Below are 14,520 nucleotides of genomic sequence, written 5' to 3' on the forward strand. Positions count from 1 at the left end.
GTATCGGGCAACGGCGGCGGCGTATTGAAGGAAATTGCTGTTTGATCCGCTGCATGCGGGGCAGCAGGTCGAAAAAAAAGCCCGATCGCAGGATCGGGCTTTTTCTTTTGCCGGAGGCTTCAGGCGTGTTGCAGACTGAATTCGGCCAACGCGTTCACCAACGTGGTCACCGCTTCTTCAGTCACCGCGTTATACAGCGACGCACGCAGACCGCCGATCGAACGATGCCCTTCCAGTCCGATGATGCCCTGTTCACGAGCGGCATTGATGAACTCTTCGCCAAGCCGTTCATCGCGGAACTTGAAGGCGACGTTCATCTGCGAGCGCCAGCGCGGGTCCGCGTGGATGGTCACGACTTCGCTCAACGCGTCGAGCGTGTCATACAGATGCTGCGACTTGCGCTCGTTGATCTGCTGCATCGCGTGCAGGCCGCCGATGTCGTCGCGCAGCCAGCGCGTGATCAACGTCAGCACGTAGATCGCAAAAACCGGCGGCGTGTTGTAGTTCGAACCGTGCGTCACGTGCGTGCGGAAATCGAGAATAGCCGGCAGACTGTCCGGCACGCGCTCGAGCAGCGAACGCTTCACGATCGCGACCGTGACGCCCGCCGGACCGAGATTCTTCTGCGCGTGCGCATAGATCATCGAGTAGGCGTCGGGCTGGATTGGCTTCGACAGAAAATCGGACGACATGTCCGCGATCAACGGCACGCGCGGCGTCTTTTCGTAGACGGGAAATTGCAGCCCTTCGACCGTTTCGTTCGTCACGTAATGCAGATACGCGGCGGAGTCGTCGATAGCCAGTTGTTCCAGATCGGTCAGTTGCCGATAGCCGGTCGCGTGGCCGTCCCACGCAATTTTGCGCTCCGTGACCTTCGCGGCCTCCGAGGTCGCGCGGCCGCTCCAGTAACCCGACGTCACGTACTCGGGCGGCGCGAAGCCTTTGCCCGCGAAGTTCATCGGGATCATCGCGAATTGCAGGCTGCTGCCGCCTTGCTGGAACGTGATCGCGTACTCGTCCGAGATGCCGAGCAACGTGCGCAGATTGTTTTCTGCTTCGTCCAGAATCGCGCGGAACCAGTCCGAACGATGGCTCATGCCGAGTATCGACACGCCGGTGTCCGGCAGCGCGGTAATCGCGATGCGCGTTTGCTCCAGCACCGATTCAGGAAGGGCTCCGGGACCACCGGAAAAATTCAATGCATTGGACTTCACTGCGCCTCCGAGGCCGTCGGTTGAACTGTGTTTGCACTCGCAGCGGCGCTGCGCAGCATCTGATGAAATGCGTCGGAAACCCGGCGAATTTGCGGCAATTTGTACGGGTAGGCGCTGGCGTCATCCATGTCGTGAATCACCATGCCCGTCGCGATTTCGAAGATCAGCAGGCGGCCGTCGCTGGTTTCCGCGCAATCGAATCCGACGTAATCGAGGCCGGTCAATTCGCTGATGCTGCGAAACGCGTCGCGGTGGCGCACAGCGAAATCGTCGTCGAACGTTCTCATGATTTGCGCTTCTTCTTCGCGCCGGTCCGCATTCGCTAGCATTTCTGCGTATGGGTAGTGGACCATCCAGTCCTTCGAAATGCCCATATGGCACACGAACGGCTTGCCGTCGATGATCACGATCCGGTACTTGCGGAATAGACCATCGGCGCTGCTGTAGTCGATGAACGGCGCCATGTAGTATTCGCCGGCGTCGGACTCGGCCAGGTAGGCTGTGAGGTCCTGCGCGTCGGATACTTTTGCGAGGCCTTGTCCCGCGTGCGATCCGCGCGGCCGGATGATGAACGGATAGCCGGTGCCGAGCACTTCGCTCAAGTCGAAGGTTCCGGACGCCGCCTGATCGACCTGCTCGCGCGACAGACGCACCGTGCGCGCCATGCAGATGCTGGGGACTGCGCCCAGCAATTCATACGCGGCGTCGCGGGTCGTCTTCGCGACGTGTTCGGAGCGGTTCAGCACGCGGCGGTCGGTGCCGTTGGTCAACGCGGCGATTTGTGCGTGAACCGCGACGGTTTCATCCGACGCACAGGCCGCGACGAACACCACGTCGTGCGGCGGCAAGACGGTATTCGACGGCGAGTGTGAGTCGACGTAAAGCGCTTCGATTTGCAGATCGGCGTTCTCGACCAGGCACTCGAACGGCGTGTTCGCCATCAGATCACCGGGCGCTTTCAGAACCAGCACTCTCACTGGAGCTTGAGCGGTCTGCACATTTTTCAGGCGGAACCGCCGCGTGATTTGCAGTGCCTGCTGCTGGACGGCAAGCGCCGCCGCCTTCTCGTATTTCATTTCCAGCACGAGCGACAAATCGAGCAGCGCGTAGGGATCGTCGTGTTGCCTGACGTGTTCGAGCAGGCCTTCGCCGAGCGGCGTCAGATCGCTTCCGGCGGTGGCGGCGCGAAGCAGCGTCGCCAGTCCGAGCGGCTGATAGAGCCACGGATGAGCGGCATCGCCGGTTAATTCAGTTTGAACGGTAGTCATGAAGGGCGCGTTTCAGTGGAGCACTACCCAAGGCGTAAGACGGCATCTGGTGGCATCGCTCTTACGTGGAGTTCACTCGGGTTATTGACGGTGAGCGATCGGTCCGGCTGTTGCTGCTTCACCTTCCGCAGAGATCGCGACGGTGCGCGACGTGTCGATTGCACGGGACAGTCGGGCCGGGTTCGCGCGTCGCGTTGCAATTGCCATACAGTTTTCCTTCGATTAAGACGTCTGGATTCGTGTATCGACAAAGAGTCCGCCACGTCGCATTGAACCCACGGTACGAGCCCATCATACGAGCGCGCGGCGGAAGCAAATGGGGGAAAAGAGGGGCTATTGACTGCTTAATCCCGAGACTTTGGGATGAGAGATTTTTGGGCTTCGAGCTGAGGTGAAGCGGGGGAGGTGCGGTTTCTTCGACGTGATGTGCTGTATCAGGCCGTACGCGTATGGGCAAATCGATTTGCCGGCGAGCGCTGAAAAGCAAAAAGCCCGGTCAGCTTTCGCTAACCGGGCTTCAAAATGCTTGGTGGGGCGTGAGTGACTCGAACACTCGACCTACGGATTAAGAGTCCGCTGCTCTACCAACTGAGCTAACGCCCCCAACAGAAACGAGATTATGCAGTAACTTCCTCGCCTTGCCAAGTCCCTTTCGCAGATTTCTTAAAAATATTTGCGTTGACGGGTTCGAGGGCTCCCTCGACCGCCGTGACGCCATGGAGAAGGCGCGGGCTTCGCCGTCCCGGTATTATGTCGCGGACACCATGCCGCTCGAAGCGTCGCGCGGCATTCGACCGGGGGCCCGCCATGGACGACAAAGAGATCAACGAGCTGCTCGACCGTATTCTTGCCCCATGGGTCCGCGCGCTGACGCTGACCCCGGTCAAGGTCGATGAAGAGAGCGCTACGTTACGCCTGCCGTTTTCCGGTGGCCTGCGTCATTCGGGCGGCGTGATTTGCGGGCAGGTGTTCATGGCCGCCGCCGACACGGCGATGATCGTCGCCATTTCCGCTGCGCTCGGCGGCTTCAAGCCGATGAGCACGGTGTCGCAAAACATTAATTTCATGCGTGCTGTCCGCAAGGGCGACGTGCTGATCACCGCACGCGTGCTGCGCATGGGCCGCAATCTGGTGTTCGGCGAGGTCGAATTATTCGACGAAGGCGGCCACATGGCCGTGCACGCGACCACGACTTACGCGCTGGTCGACTGAGACCGGCCACACCGCGTCAGAAAGCACTCAGAGGAAAAGGAAAAATCAGGATGTTCGATCAGGTCGTATTCGCGGGCGGGGGCAATCGCTGCTGGTGGCAGGCAGGTTTCTGGGACGTCGTGCAGCCGGAGCTGAAAATCCGTCCGCGCGTCATCACCGGCATTTCGGCCGGCGCCGCCACCGCGTGCATGCTCTACACGCGCGATTCCGACTGGGTCATGCGCTACTACGAAGACGCGCTGCGCCACAACACGCGCAACGCGTACTGGGGCAATCTGCTGCGCGGAGAATCGGTGTTTCCGCACTACCGCATTTACCGGCAGGCGCTGCTCGATATCTACGGCGAGAAATTTTCGACGCTCGCCGATGCGCCGGAAATCCGCATCGGCGTGTCGCACCTGCCGCGCTGGCTTGGCGCGCGCAGCGCGGTCGCGGCGGGTCTGATCGCGTACAACATCGAAAAATATGTACGCAAGACGCTGCATCCAACCTTGGGTCAGTCGCTCGGTTTTCATCCGGAATTCGTGCGCGCGCAGGATTGCGCGAGCGTCGAGGATCTCGCGGATCTGATCCTGCAGTCGTCGAGTACGCCGCCTTTCACGCCGGTTCTGCGACGCAACGGGCGTCCGGTACTGGACGGCGGAATGGTCGACAACGTGCCGGTCGGCGCGCTCGACGCCGATGCGCCCGGCAACGTGCTGGTGATGGTCACGCGTATTTATCCGCGGCCGCAGATGTTTGTCGTGCCGCACGGCGTGCAGCAACGACTGTATGTGCAGCCGTCGCGCAAGGTGCCGATTTCGAGCTGGGATTACACGAGCCCTTCGCAGATGGCGCACGCGTATAACCTGGGGCGTGTCGACGGCGAGGCTTTTCTGGAGCGCATGCCGGATCTGCTGGAAGCGGGGGCACACGAGGCGCGGTGAGGGGCGTGGCGGCGAGCAGGCCCGCTAGACAAACGCTGAATGCTGCGTGTGTGCTGAAAAAATAGACCTCGCCGCGTGGCACCTGTCGAGCGTGCCAGCGCGGCCAAAGCCAATACGTAACGGTCAAAACGGTCAACGCTCGACGCGCACCCGCCCCGCAAAAAACTACCGCCGACGCCCGCCCTGCAACGCCTCGGGATTCGCCACGCTGGTCGTATCGCCAGAATCGAACGCCAGAATGTTGTTGAAAGCCGCGGTGAAATACAACTCGTAGCTCTCGCGTTCCACATAGCCGATGTGCGGTGTGCAGATCACGTTTTCCATCCGAAGCAGGCTGTAGCCCTGCAGGATCGGCTCGCTTTCATACACGTCGATGGCGACCATCCCCGGACGGTTGTGCGACAGCGCATTCACCAGCGCGTTTTCGTCGAGCAGTTCGGCCCGGCTTGTGTTCACGAGCAGCGCGGTCGGCTTCATCCGCATCAGGTCTTCCTGCTTGACGATGCCACGCGTGTCGTCATGCAGACGCAGATGCAGCGACAGCACGTCGCTCTGTTCGAACAACTCTTCACGGCTTTCGGCCACGCCATAACCATCGGCGCGAGCCGCTTCACGCGAATGCTCGCGGCCCCAGATCAGCACGTTCATGCCGAACGCCTTGCCGTATCCCGCGACCAGACGGCCGATCTTGCCGTAACCCCAGATGCCCAGCGTCTGACCGCGCAAAACCTGCCCCAAACCGAAGTTCGGCGGAAGCGCCGACGTCTTCAGACCGGATTGCTGCCAGGCCCCTTGCTTAAGGTTTGCCACGTATTGCGGAATGCGCCGCTGCGCCGCCATGATGAGAGCCCACGTCAGTTCGGCGGGTGCGATCGGCGAGCCAGTGCCTTCCAGCACGGCGATACCGCGTTCGGTACAAGCCGCCAGATCGATATGGCCGGCGACTTTGCCGGTCTGGCTGATCATGCGCAAACGCGGCAGTTTGTCGAGCAGTTGCGAGTTGATACGGGTACGTTCGCGAATCAGGACAAGCGCGTCGACTTCGGAAAGACGGCTCGCCAGCTGGCCGAGACCGCGCACGGTGTTGTTGAAAACTTTGACTTCATGGTCGGCCAGCAATTGAAAGCAATCGAGCTTACGAACGGCGTCCTGATAATCGTCGAGGATGGCAATCTTCATGGTATGTGTCTTGCGGCGCACCGTGACGGTGCGGAACGGAGTGTTATGCTGACTGTCCCACCATGTGACCCAGGTCACATGCCGGTCTGGCTGGATGCCTTACCGTAGAAGCTGCTGCGAAGAACGGCAGCGCCACGTTAAAGCTGATTGACATCGTTTTTAACAGTTTGTTGCGTGTTGAGGCAAGCCGCTTTACAGACGGTTGCAGAAGCCCCGTCAGCAGGCGTCTCCGCCCGACAAGCTGGTTGGCCCAGGTTGACCTGCGCAATTATGCGTCGAGTGGTGGAAACATCGGCGCGAAGAATTGAAATGCCTCTCGCATGCAGCGTCGCCGGGCTTGTACCGTTTTTCTATTGCTACAAAACGGAGACAGGTCGATGAATCATCCCTCATTCGAAGGACAGCCCGCTATCGAGGCGCCCGCGTGGGTCAAACACCGAAAACTGATCGACTGGGTTCAGCGGGTTGCCGCCAGAACCAAGCCGGACAGCATCGTCTGGTGTGACGGCTCGCAGGAGGAATACGACCGCCTGTGCGCACAGATGGTCGCGGCGGGCACCCTCAGGAAGCTCAATCCCACGAAACGTCCCAATTCTTATCTGGCATGGTCCGATCCATCCGACGTCGCGCGCGTCGAGGATCGCACGTTCATCTGCTCGCAACGCGCGGAAGATGCCGGCCCCACCAACAACTGGGTCGCCCCGGCCGAAATGCGCACTACGCTCGACGGTCTGTTCGAAGGCGCAATGCGCGGCCGCACGATGTACGTGGTGCCATTCTCGATGGGCCCGCTCGGCTCGCCGATCGCGCACATCGGCGTCGAATTGAGCGACAGCCCGTATGTGGTCACCAACATGCGCATCATGACGCGCATGGGTCGCAAGGTGTACGACGTGCTGGGCGAAGACGGCGAGTTCGTGCCCTGCGTCCACTCGGTCGGCGCGCCGCTTTCGGCGGGGGAGCAGGACGTCGCGTGGCCGTGCAACAAAACCAAGTACATCGTCCATTTCCCTGAATCGCGTGAAATCTGGAGCTACGGTTCGGGCTACGGCGGCAACGCGTTACTCGGCAAAAAATGTTTCGCGCTACGGATCGCGTCGACGATGGGCCGCGACGAAGGCTGGCTCGCCGAACACATGCTGATTCTCGGCGTGACGTCGCCGGAAGGGCGCAAGCATCATGTGGCGGCGGCGTTTCCGTCGGCGTGCGGCAAGACCAACTTCGCGATGCTGATTCCGCCGGAAGGTCTGAACGGCTGGAAAATCTCCACGATCGGCGACGATATCGCGTGGATCAAACCGGCTCAGGACGGCCGTCTGTACGCGATCAACCCCGAGGCCGGTTATTTCGGCGTTGCGCCGGGCACCAGCGAAAAGACCAACTTCAACGCGATGGCCACGCTGAAGGAAAACGTGATCTTCACGAACGTCGCGCTGACCGACGACGGCGACGTCTGGTGGGAGGGCATGACCGACGAGCCGCCCGCGCATCTGATCGACTGGCAAGGCAAGGACTGGACGCCGGCCAGCTCGAAGGAAAGCGGTCGCAAGGCGGCGCATCCGAACGCGCGCTTCACGGCGCCCGCGTCGCAATGTCCGTCGATCGACGCCGATTGGGAAAACCCGGCAGGTGTCGCGATCGATGCGTTCATTTTCGGCGGTCGCCGTTCGACCACCGTGCCGCTCGTCACCGAGGCGCGCAACTGGGTTGAAGGCGTCTACATGGCCGCGACCATGGGCTCGGAAACGACCGCTGCCGCTGCCGGCCAGCAGGGCGTGGTGCGCCGCGACCCGTTCGCGATGCTGCCGTTCTGCGGCTACAACATGAGCGACTACTTCGGCCACTGGCTGAAAACCGGCGAACGTCTGGAACAACTGAACGCGAAGCTGCCGAAAATCTTCTGCGTGAACTGGTTCCGTAAGGGCGCGGACGGCAAGTTCGTGTGGCCGGGTTTCGGCGAGAACATGCGCGTGTTGAGCTGGATGGTTGGCCGGATCGAAGGCACGACGCGAGGCGAGGAGCATACGTTCGGCGTGTCGCCGCACTATGACGACATCGACTGGCGCGGCTTGAATTTCAGCCGTGAGCAATTCGAGCAGGTCATTTCCGTCGATGACGCAGCGTGGCGCGACGAACTCGCGCTGCACGCCGACCTTTTTGACACATTGCAACAAGGGCTCCCGCCCGCGTTGCAGCAGACCAAACGCTCGCTCGAAGAGAAGCTCGCCGTCTAGCTACGTGAGTATTCACTCTCCTGAAAAGACCGCCTTCGGGCGGTTTTTTATTTGTGATCGATCCCCGAATAGCGATTTTTTCTGAATCCGCAATGCCGGAATGACCTTTGCATCTATTCGCACAAAAAAGACAGTTCAAGGTGCGGTGCAGCAGATTGTTTCTTTTTTCGGATCAATCGACGGTCATGCCCCACATTGGGGAGCAGAGTCGCACGAAAATTGACAATATTTCGGCTGTTGTGGGCAACTTATGCACGATTTCGCGAGTCGTAGGAGAATTCCAAGTTCGCTTCACTGGTTTTCACTAATTGTCAGGAAGCTGTAACACGGCAGGAGTTGTCCTATGGATCATTTGCAGTCGATGCGAGTTTTCGTCAAAGTGGCGGATCTCGGCAGTTTTGCCCGCGCTGCGAGCGCGATGGATATTTCCAACGCAGTTGCCACCCGTCACGTAGCCGACCTCGAAGGGCGTCTTGGTACGCGGCTGCTCAATCGCACAACCCGCAGCTTGTCTCTGACCGAATCGGGTCAGGTGTATCTCGAGCGTGCGCGCCAGATTCTCGACGAACTGGAAGACGTCGAACAGATGGTGGTCGCGCGCAATCATGAACCCGTCGGCACGTTGCGAATCGTCGCGCCGGTGGTGTTCGGGCTGCATAACCTCGCACCCGTACTTCAAACGTACGCGGAGCGCTATCCGAAAGTTATTCCCGATGTCACGCTGGTCGACCGGCAGGTCGATCTGGTCGAAGAAGGTTTCGACGTTGGCGTGGTGATCGCGCGGCAAATGCGCAGCGCGAGCATTGTCACGCGGCGTCTCACCACCGGTTGCATGACAGTGTGTGCAACGCCGGCTTATCTCGAGAAGCACGGCACGCCGACGCGTCCCGAGCATTTGCTGGAGCATCCGTGCCTGAGTCTGCCCTCTGAGTATTGGGGCGACGAACGTGTGTTCACGGGACCGGAAGGCGAAGTGCGTGTGCGTCCGTCTAACGTGATCGTCGCGAACAATACGGAAATGCTGCGGCAGTTTGCGTTGCTCGGCATGGGCATCGCGATTTTGCCGAGCTATCTGATTGGCCGTGATATGACGCGCGGGCGCCTCGTGCGTCTGCTCGGCGATTACCGCTTGCCGCAGGTCGAGATCAACATTGCGTATCCGAGCCGCCGTCACTTGCCGGCGAAGGTGCGCACGTTCATCGACCATCTGGTCGAGCATTTCAGCCAGACGCCGAACAGTCTGCTTGGCGAACAGTGGATCAAGGACGGGCTGGAGCGTCACACGACGTCGTCGTTTGATTCCGCCGACTCTTCGATGCCGCCGGAAGCATTCGACGGTGCTGAGCCGCTGTCGCGGCTGCTGGACAGCGAGTTGTCGCCGGTGTCGTCGAACCTGGCGAAGACGACGAATCGTCCTCGGCCGACGGCGTTGTCGCCGCTCTGAAAGATGGTTTAGCCGGCATGTGTCGCTGGTGAAAAAAAGGCGCAGTCACGTTAAGTGACTGCGCCTTTTTTTTGGCCATTGCGGAAGAGCGATTCAAGCAACGGGCTGGAAACAACCTGCGTTCCAGCCGTCACCGGCTCCCGATCAGGAGCCTGTTTTACGCGCTACCGCTTTCTTCGCAGGTGCTTTCTTGGCGGCAGCGGTTTTGGTCGCAGGCGCCTTCTTGGCCGCGGCCGTTTTCTTCGCCGCCACCTTCTTTGCCGGCGCTGTCTTCACGGCTACTGCTGTGCCTTCGTCGTCGGAGTCCGACTCCGCTTCCGGTGCAGCTTTGGCAGCCGACTTGGCCGCCGCAGTCTTGGCGGCAGTCTTCGCCGACGGTTCCTTCTTCTCGAACTCGAAGCCGACCTTGCCGTCGGGCTGCCGGACGAGGAACGCCTTGAAGTTGCGACCGGTGCGCGACGACTTGAAGTTGGTCAGCAGATCCGTGCGGCCCTCTTCGAGCAACTTCGCCATCTGCTCGCGGGCAATTTCCTGCTGCAAGATCACCTTGCCCGAACGGAAATCGCAAGTCTTCGGGTTGGCAACCGAGTTCTCGCAGACGTAGCTCATGCCGTGCTCGAACACGCGGCCCTTGCACTTCGGACACGCGCCGACCGGCTGCTGGTCGGAGAAATCAGGCGGTTCGCCGTCTTCGCCGCCCGCATCCTGACCGAAGTCGAATTCGAGCTTGTAGTTCTTGATTTCGTCGTCGAGCGACAGCTTCAGGATTGCCGAGAACGGACGGCCCATCTTGCTGCGGAAACCCGACAGCGGTCCGATCGTCTTGTTCTGCAACAGCTCTTCGACTTCCGGGATTTCGAACTGACGGCCGCCCGGAATCTTCGAGATCGAGAACTCGCATTTCGAGCACGCGAAACGCCGGTAGTTTTCCTTTACCTGACCGCCGCAATTCGGACAAGGTGTCTGCAACGTCGCGTAATCACCCGGGATCGTGTCCGAATCGTATTCCTTCGCGCGCTTGACGATGGTCTGCGTCATGCGGGCGATTTCCTGCATGAACGCGTCGCGCGGCAGGTTGCCGCGTTCCATTTGCGAGAGCTTGTATTCCCACTCGCCGGTCAATTCCGGTGCGGTCAGTTCCTTCACGCCGAGGCCGCGCAATAGCGTCATCAGCTGGAATGCCTTGGCGGTCGGAATCAGATCGCGGCCTTCGCGGATCAGATATTTCTCACCCAGCAGACCTTCAATGATGGCGGCGCGTGTAGCCGGCGTGCCGAGACCCTTGGCGGCCATTGCTTCGCGCAATTCGTCATCTTCGACGAGCTTGCCCGCGCCTTCCATCGCCGACAGCAACGTCGCCTCGTTGTAGCGTGCGGGCGGCTTCGTCACCAGTTGCTGGGCGGCGATCTTGTCGGTCTTGACCTTCTCGTCCTTCTGCACCGGGACGAGGTTCGCGTCTTCACCGCTGATTTCGCGGCCATAGACCTGCAGCCAGCCCGGTTCGACCAGCACCTTGCCTTCGGTCTTGAAATGATGACCGACCACTTCGGTGATCCGCGTGGTCACGCGATATTCGGCGGCCGGGAAGAACACCGACAGGAAGCGCTTCACGACCAGGTCGTAAAGCTTCTGCTCGGGCTCTGACAAATTCTTCGGCGCCTGCGCCGTCGGAATAATTGCGAAGTGGTCGCTGATCTTCGAGTTATCGAAGATGCGCTTGTTCGGCTTCACCCAGCCCTTGTCGAGCACCTGCTTCGCAAACGGCAGGTAGTTGTTGCTCTCCTTGAGCATGCCGAGCGTGTCCTTGACCGTATCCATATAGTCTTCCGGCAGCGCGCGAGCGTCGGTCCGGGGATAGGTCAACACCTTGTGCTTTTCGTACAGCGCCTGGGCAAGACCGAGCGTGTTCTTCGCCGAGAAGCCGAAGCGGCCATTGGCCTCGCGCTGAAGGCTGGTCAGGTCGAACAGTGCCGGCGACAGTTGCGTGGACGGCTTCGATTCTTCCGTCACGGTGCCGATCTGGCCGCGGCAGGCAGCGACGATCGTCTCGGCGGCAGGGAGCGCCCACAGACGCGAATCACGCTTTTCCGGATCGAACTCGTCGCGCTTGAATTTCGGGTCGAACCAGCGGCCTTCGTAGAAACCGTGCGCGCAGACGAACTCCGCCTTCACTTCCCAGTAATCGCGCGGCACGAAGCGGCGAATCTTTTCTTCGCGTTCGACGACGATAGACAGCGTCGGCGTCTGTACGCGCCCGACCGTGGTCAGGAAGAAGCCGCCGCCCTTGCTGTTGAACGCGGTCATTGCCCGCGTGCCGTTGATGCCGACCAGCCAGTCCGCTTCGGAGCGGCAGCGCGCGGCATCCGCGAGCGGTTGCATTTCTTCGTCGCTACGCAGACGTGCGAAGCCGTCACGGATCGCGCCGGCCGTCATCGATTGCAGCCACAGACGCTGTACCGGCTGTTTGGCTTTTGCGTGCTGCGCGATCAGGCGGAAAATCAGCTCGCCTTCGCGCCCCGCGTCGCATGCGTTGATCAGACGATCGACGTCTTTACGCTTGAGCAGCTTCGTCAGCACCTTCAGGCGCGACTCGCTCTTGGCGATCGGATTCAGATCGAAATGTGGCGGAATGACGGGCAGGTTGGCGAAGCTCCACTTGCCGCGCTTGACTTCGTAGTCTTCGGGCGCGGCAATTTCCAGCAAGTGGCCGACTGCCGAGGAAAGGACGTAGTCGTCGCTTTCGTAGTATTCGTCATGCTTGGTAAAGCCGCCCAAAGCGCGCGCGATGTCGTTCGCGACGGAAGGCTTTTCGGCGATGATCAGTGCTTTGGACATGACTCGATGTGAGGTTGGTAGATCCGGGTTGATGGCCTTGAGTGCGCTTTTGCTAGCGCGACCCTCGTTTGCGACCTTTGCGACCCATTAACGACCGCTTTATAGCACACGGCGCGAAGGCGGCGTGTCAAGTGCCATAAAATGCGCGCCATCATAATTGCGCGCTCTGTCATTGGGCAAGCAGCGTCAGACGTGCCGCGCGCTGTCTTGCGTAACGCTTCCGGCACCCTTTGCCGTCAAGCGCGGACGTCCGCTGATGGTTGCTCTAGGCAACCGTGAGCGCGGGCCGCAGCTTGGGCGCGCCGCTGACGCCGGGCACGGCCGTCAGGTCCGACAACATCCGTTCAACAATCGACGCCTGTGGCAAAACCGTACCGAAAAAACGTGTCGTGACCGAGTCTTCTATCAGGATGGTCGGGAAGTTCTCCACATCCAGATCGTCGAAGCGGTCTGCATGGTTTTCAATGTCGATCCATGCGAAACAGATATCCGGATGCCGGTCGGCCAGCTTGTCAAACGCGTCCCGGTATTCACGGCAGGTTCCGCACCATTCCGCGCACAGGCAGGCAACGAACAGTGTGTCGGGTTCGTTGACGCGCTCGGCAATCCGGTCTTGATCGGTGTCGAGGTTCAGCGCGGGCATGGGACGTTTTCCTTGGATACTTTGTTCAGGTGCTTTGGCGCGAATGTAGCACGGCCGATCCGGAACGGCGGTCAACCCTTATCGGCGCCAGCCTGTTTCGGGCTCGTGCGGACGAAGCGGCCGCCGGGCAGCACGGCCACCTGGCCGGCCAGTTCGAGTTGAAGCAGGGTGGTTTGCAAGGTCGAGTCCTCCATCTCGGTGCGGGCGGCCAGAATTTCAAGCGTGGCGGGGGAGTGGCCGAGCGCGATGAGGAGGCGGTGGGCCTCGGAATTGAGGGTATGGGCGGGCGCTTGAGGCCCGGATTCTTCCTCCTGCGCAGCGACGCACACGTGCGAGGCCGCCAGCCCACCCTGAATGCCTGCCGACGCGGATGCAGCAACCGGACGCTGCGATTCAGGGGTATCCCAAGGCAGCGTTTTCTGCGAAGTTCGCGCTGCGTTGACAGTCGGCCGACGTGCAAAGCCAAGTTCTTCGAGCACCTCGTCGGGCGTTTCCACCAGCCTCGCCCCCTGCTTGATGATCCGGTGACAGCCGCGCGACAGCGGCGCGTGAATTGACCCGGGCAACGCGAAAATATCGCGCCCCATTTCATTGGCAAGCCTGGCGGTGATCAGCGAGCCGGAGCGCATCGCGGCCTCGACCATCACGACACCGCTGACGAGCCCTGCGATCAGCCGGTTACGCTGCGGGAAATTGGCGGCGCGCGCCGGAGTGCCCAGCGGCCATTCCGACAGGATCGCCCCCTGCACAGCAATTTGCCGCGCCAGAGCGTGATGCGCGGCGGGATACACGAGATCAGCGCCGGTGCCGATCACCGCCACCGTGCCGCCGATGCCTTCAAGACCGCCCCGATGCGCCGCGCCGTCAATGCCGAGCGCCAGCCCCGACACGACGGTGACGCCCGCCGCGGACAATTCGCGCGCAAACCGCTCTGCATCTTCGACGCCTTGTGGCGTCGCGCTGCGACTGCCCACCAGCGCGACCGCCCGGTTGTGCAACAGATCGAGCCGGCCCTTTATATATAGCAGCGGGGGCGGATCGGGCATGGTCAGCAACGCGGGCGGGTACGCGGGATCATCTAGCGTCACGACCTGATTGCCGGGTTGCTCCGTCCACGAGATCACCGCGTCGAGCTGAGCGTCGAATTCGGGGGGTGTGGGAGCCAGTACGGCGCGTGCCGCAGCTTCGCCGGCGATTGCCGCCAGCGTCGCCTGAGTCTGGTTAAAAATCGCTTCAGGCAGACCCAGGGCGCCGAGCAGCAGACGCAGTGCGGCGGGCTTAAGCCCCGGTGCAAGCGACAGCCGCAGCCAGGCGGCAAGTTCGACAGAGGTTGCGGGGAGGGTGTGCATTGCGGGTCGCTCCTCTTGCAGGGCCTGCGGGCAGGCGGGCGCCATGCTAAAATTTTCATCATCCGAAATAACTGCGGCGCCGCGCCCACCCGCGCGGGCTCGTCGTTTAGCGCAAGTGGCGCGTTGAATCGAACCGGTTCGACAGCATCTATCCTCGGCGTATTGCGACGGGCTCACAACCTGGCCGAACGGCCAACGCGAGCCTTCTCCCGGTCA

10 protein-coding genes and 1 tRNA gene are annotated in these 14,520 nt (G+C 61.1%); 4 read left to right on the top strand and 7 right to left on the bottom strand.

The genetic code is table 11. The annotated features are described in order from the left end of the window. Nucleotides 1-119: 119 nt before the first annotated feature. From serC to BLS41_RS01735, 3 genes are all read right to left on the bottom strand, one after another. Nucleotides 120-1,214 (bottom strand): 3-phosphoserine/phosphohydroxythreonine transaminase, encoded by a 1,095-nt coding sequence (gene serC, locus BLS41_RS01725; protein ID WP_074762659.1) that lies wholly within the window; start codon nucleotides 1,212-1,214, stop codon nucleotides 120-122. Continuing rightward, nucleotides 1,211-2,482: an ATP-grasp domain-containing protein gene (locus BLS41_RS01730; RefSeq protein ID WP_074762660.1), complete on the bottom strand. Its 1,272-nt coding sequence runs from the start codon at nucleotides 2,480-2,482 to the stop codon at nucleotides 1,211-1,213. The genes serC and BLS41_RS01730 overlap by 4 nt, the downstream gene beginning before the upstream one ends. Nucleotides 2,483-3,009: 527 nt before the next feature. Beyond that, nucleotides 3,010-3,085: transfer RNA gene (locus BLS41_RS01735), tRNA-Lys, on the bottom strand. 204 nt (nucleotides 3,086-3,289) lie between these two features. On the opposite strand from BLS41_RS01735, the gene BLS41_RS01740 reads away from it, so the two are divergent. Both BLS41_RS01740 and BLS41_RS01745 read left to right on the top strand, forming a co-directional pair. Next, nucleotides 3,290-3,694 (top strand): PaaI family thioesterase, encoded by a 405-nt coding sequence (locus tag BLS41_RS01740; protein WP_074762661.1) that lies wholly within the window; start codon nucleotides 3,290-3,292, stop codon nucleotides 3,692-3,694. 50 nt (nucleotides 3,695-3,744) lie between these two features. After that, entirely contained in the window at nucleotides 3,745-4,620 is an 876-nt protein-coding gene (locus BLS41_RS01745) for a patatin-like phospholipase family protein (RefSeq protein ID WP_074762662.1), read from the top strand. A 165-nt stretch (nucleotides 4,621-4,785) separates the two neighbouring features. Here the strand turns inward: BLS41_RS01745 and BLS41_RS01750 are convergent, their stop codons facing one another. Beyond that, nucleotides 4,786-5,799 (bottom strand): D-2-hydroxyacid dehydrogenase family protein, encoded by a 1,014-nt coding sequence (locus BLS41_RS01750; RefSeq protein WP_074762663.1) that lies wholly within the window; start codon nucleotides 5,797-5,799, stop codon nucleotides 4,786-4,788. A 377-nt stretch (nucleotides 5,800-6,176) separates the two neighbouring features. On the opposite strand from BLS41_RS01750, the gene BLS41_RS01755 reads away from it, so the two are divergent. Further along, the gene (locus BLS41_RS01755; RefSeq protein WP_074762664.1) at nucleotides 6,177-8,033 is read left to right on the top strand and encodes a phosphoenolpyruvate carboxykinase (GTP); all 1,857 of its coding nucleotides are present in this window, start codon (nucleotides 6,177-6,179) and stop codon (nucleotides 8,031-8,033) included. A 343-nt stretch (nucleotides 8,034-8,376) separates the two neighbouring features. After that, on the top strand, nucleotides 8,377-9,477 hold the full coding sequence (locus BLS41_RS01760) for a LysR family transcriptional regulator (RefSeq protein ID WP_074762665.1): 1,101 nt from the start codon (nucleotides 8,377-8,379) through the stop codon (nucleotides 9,475-9,477). A gap of 144 nt (nucleotides 9,478-9,621) precedes the next feature. Here BLS41_RS01760 and BLS41_RS01765 read toward each other — a convergent pair whose 3' ends face one another. The 3 genes from BLS41_RS01765 to dprA all read right to left on the bottom strand — a co-directional run bounded on the left by BLS41_RS01765 (nucleotide 9,622) and on the right by dprA (nucleotide 14,304). After that, nucleotides 9,622-12,312 carry a DNA topoisomerase III gene (locus tag BLS41_RS01765; RefSeq protein ID WP_074762666.1) on the bottom strand — a complete coding sequence of 897 codons (2,691 nt, stop codon included), beginning with the start codon at nucleotides 12,310-12,312 and terminating at the stop codon, nucleotides 9,622-9,624. Between the two features lie 265 nt (nucleotides 12,313-12,577). After that, entirely contained in the window at nucleotides 12,578-12,955 is a 378-nt protein-coding gene (locus BLS41_RS01770) for a thioredoxin family protein (RefSeq protein ID WP_074762667.1), read from the bottom strand. Nucleotides 12,956-13,026: 71 nt separating this feature from the next. Then, a complete protein-coding gene (dprA, locus tag BLS41_RS01775) occupies nucleotides 13,027-14,304 on the bottom strand; it encodes a DNA-processing protein DprA (RefSeq protein ID WP_074762668.1) in 1,278 nt (425 codons plus the stop codon). Nucleotides 14,305-14,520: the final 216 nt, after the last annotated feature.

The sequence above is a fragment of the Paraburkholderia fungorum genome (assembly GCF_900099835.1).
GTDB classification, from domain to species: domain Bacteria; phylum Pseudomonadota; class Gammaproteobacteria; order Burkholderiales; family Burkholderiaceae; genus Paraburkholderia; species Paraburkholderia fungorum_A.